Annotated in this window: 1 protein-coding gene; it reads left to right on the top strand. The window is 60.5% G+C overall.

The window, feature by feature from the left end; translation table 11 throughout:
* Positions 1-57: 57 nt before the first annotated feature.
* Positions 58-1,652 (top strand): recombinase family protein (locus DFR74_RS35210; RefSeq protein WP_084538274.1); only part of this gene is annotated, 1,595 nt, incomplete at its 3' end.

The raw sequence follows: 1,652 nt of genomic DNA, 5'->3' as shown, positions 1-1,652 counted from the left end.
CGAATCATAATAATATCGATCGCGAAAATACCGTGACGTCGAGAATAAGGAATCTCCATGGTGAGCGCGTACGTAGGCCCGGGGAACGATGCGGATGACGACTTGGCATCCGAACTCCCATCACTGCCAGCACCTTTGAAGGCGGGCGACCGTGCTGTCATCTACCTACGTGTCTCATCGCCGGGGCAGTTCAAGACAGACTACGACCCGGAAGGCATATCGATTCCCGCTCAACGTGTCGCCTGCCAGAACAAGGCAAATCAACTCGGCCTGACCATCGTCGACGAATACATCGAGCCTGGCCGGAGTGCGACCGAAATGTCGAAACGAGTCGAGTTCCAAAAACTGCTCGCTCGAATTCGAAACCATCAAGACGTCGACTACGTCATCGTCTACAAACTGTCTCGTATGGCCCGAAACCGGTTCGACGACGCCATCGTCATGGCCGACCTCCGCAAGCGAAACGTCACCCTGGTCTCCGCCACTGAATCCATCGACGACTCGCCGGTCGGCCAGCTCATGCACGGCATCCTCGCCACCTTCAACGAGTACCAGTCCCGCGAGTCCGGCGCCGACATCTCCTACAAGATGGGCCAGAAAGCCCGCAACGGCGGCACACTCGGCCGCGCCCGGCTCGGGTACCTCAACATCTTCGACCGATTCGACGGCCGCGAGATCCGCACCATCGGCGTCGACCCCGAACGCGCACCGCTCGTCCAGCTCGCGTTCCAGCTGTACGCCACCGGCGACTACACCCTCGACGAACTATCCGAGGAACTCTACGACCGCGGACTGCGCACCCGACCGACCCACCGCCACCCCGCCCAACGAGTATCCAAAAACAAGCTCTCGACGATGCTGCGCGACCGCTACTACCTCGGCTACGTCATCTACAAGGGCGAGGAGATGCAGGGCCGACACGAGCCGCTGATCGACGAGAACCTCTTCGACAACGTCCAAGAGATCCTCGAATCCCGGACCAACGCCCACGAACGCCGACGCGTCCACCACCACTACCTCAAAGGGTCACTGTTCTGCGGACGCTGCCAGCGGACCGGGACCGTCGGGCGGATGATCATCCAGCGAACAACCAACCGACACGGCAACGAATACCTCTACTTCTTCTGCCGCAACAAACAGAAGGGCACCTGCAACGCGCCACACATCAACGTCGCCCTTGTCGAAGACGCCGTCGAGGCGCACTACGCGACGATCCGATTCCGCAGCGACTTCATCACCAGCATCCGCAACCAGATCGCCGAAGCCATCAACGCTCAAGAGACCGCCGACCGACTCCTCCAGAAACAACTGACCACCGAACTGCAGGCACTCGACGCCCAGGAAGAGAACCTCATCGACCTGGCAGCCGACGCCACCCTTCCGCAGCCCAAGATCAAAGCCAAACTCCGCGACATCGCCCACCAACGGCGACGACTGACCGAACGCCTGGCAACAACGACCGAAGACCTGTCATCCAGCGCCCGACTCATCGACGCCGCGCTCACACTGCTGGAGAACCCCCAAGAACTGTATCGCCGCTGCAACGAACACCAGCGCCGCCTGTTCAATCAGGCAATCTTCCAACAGCTCTACATCGACGACGAGCAGATCAACGGCCACCGCCTGCACGAACCCTTCGGACAGCTACACGC

This window comes from Nocardia puris (assembly GCF_003315035.1).
In the GTDB taxonomy this organism is placed as follows: Bacteria; Actinomycetota; Actinomycetes; order Mycobacteriales; family Mycobacteriaceae; genus Nocardia; species Nocardia puris.
Note: the sequence above shows the minus strand (reverse complement) of the source record. Positions and strands in the feature narration are given on the sequence as shown.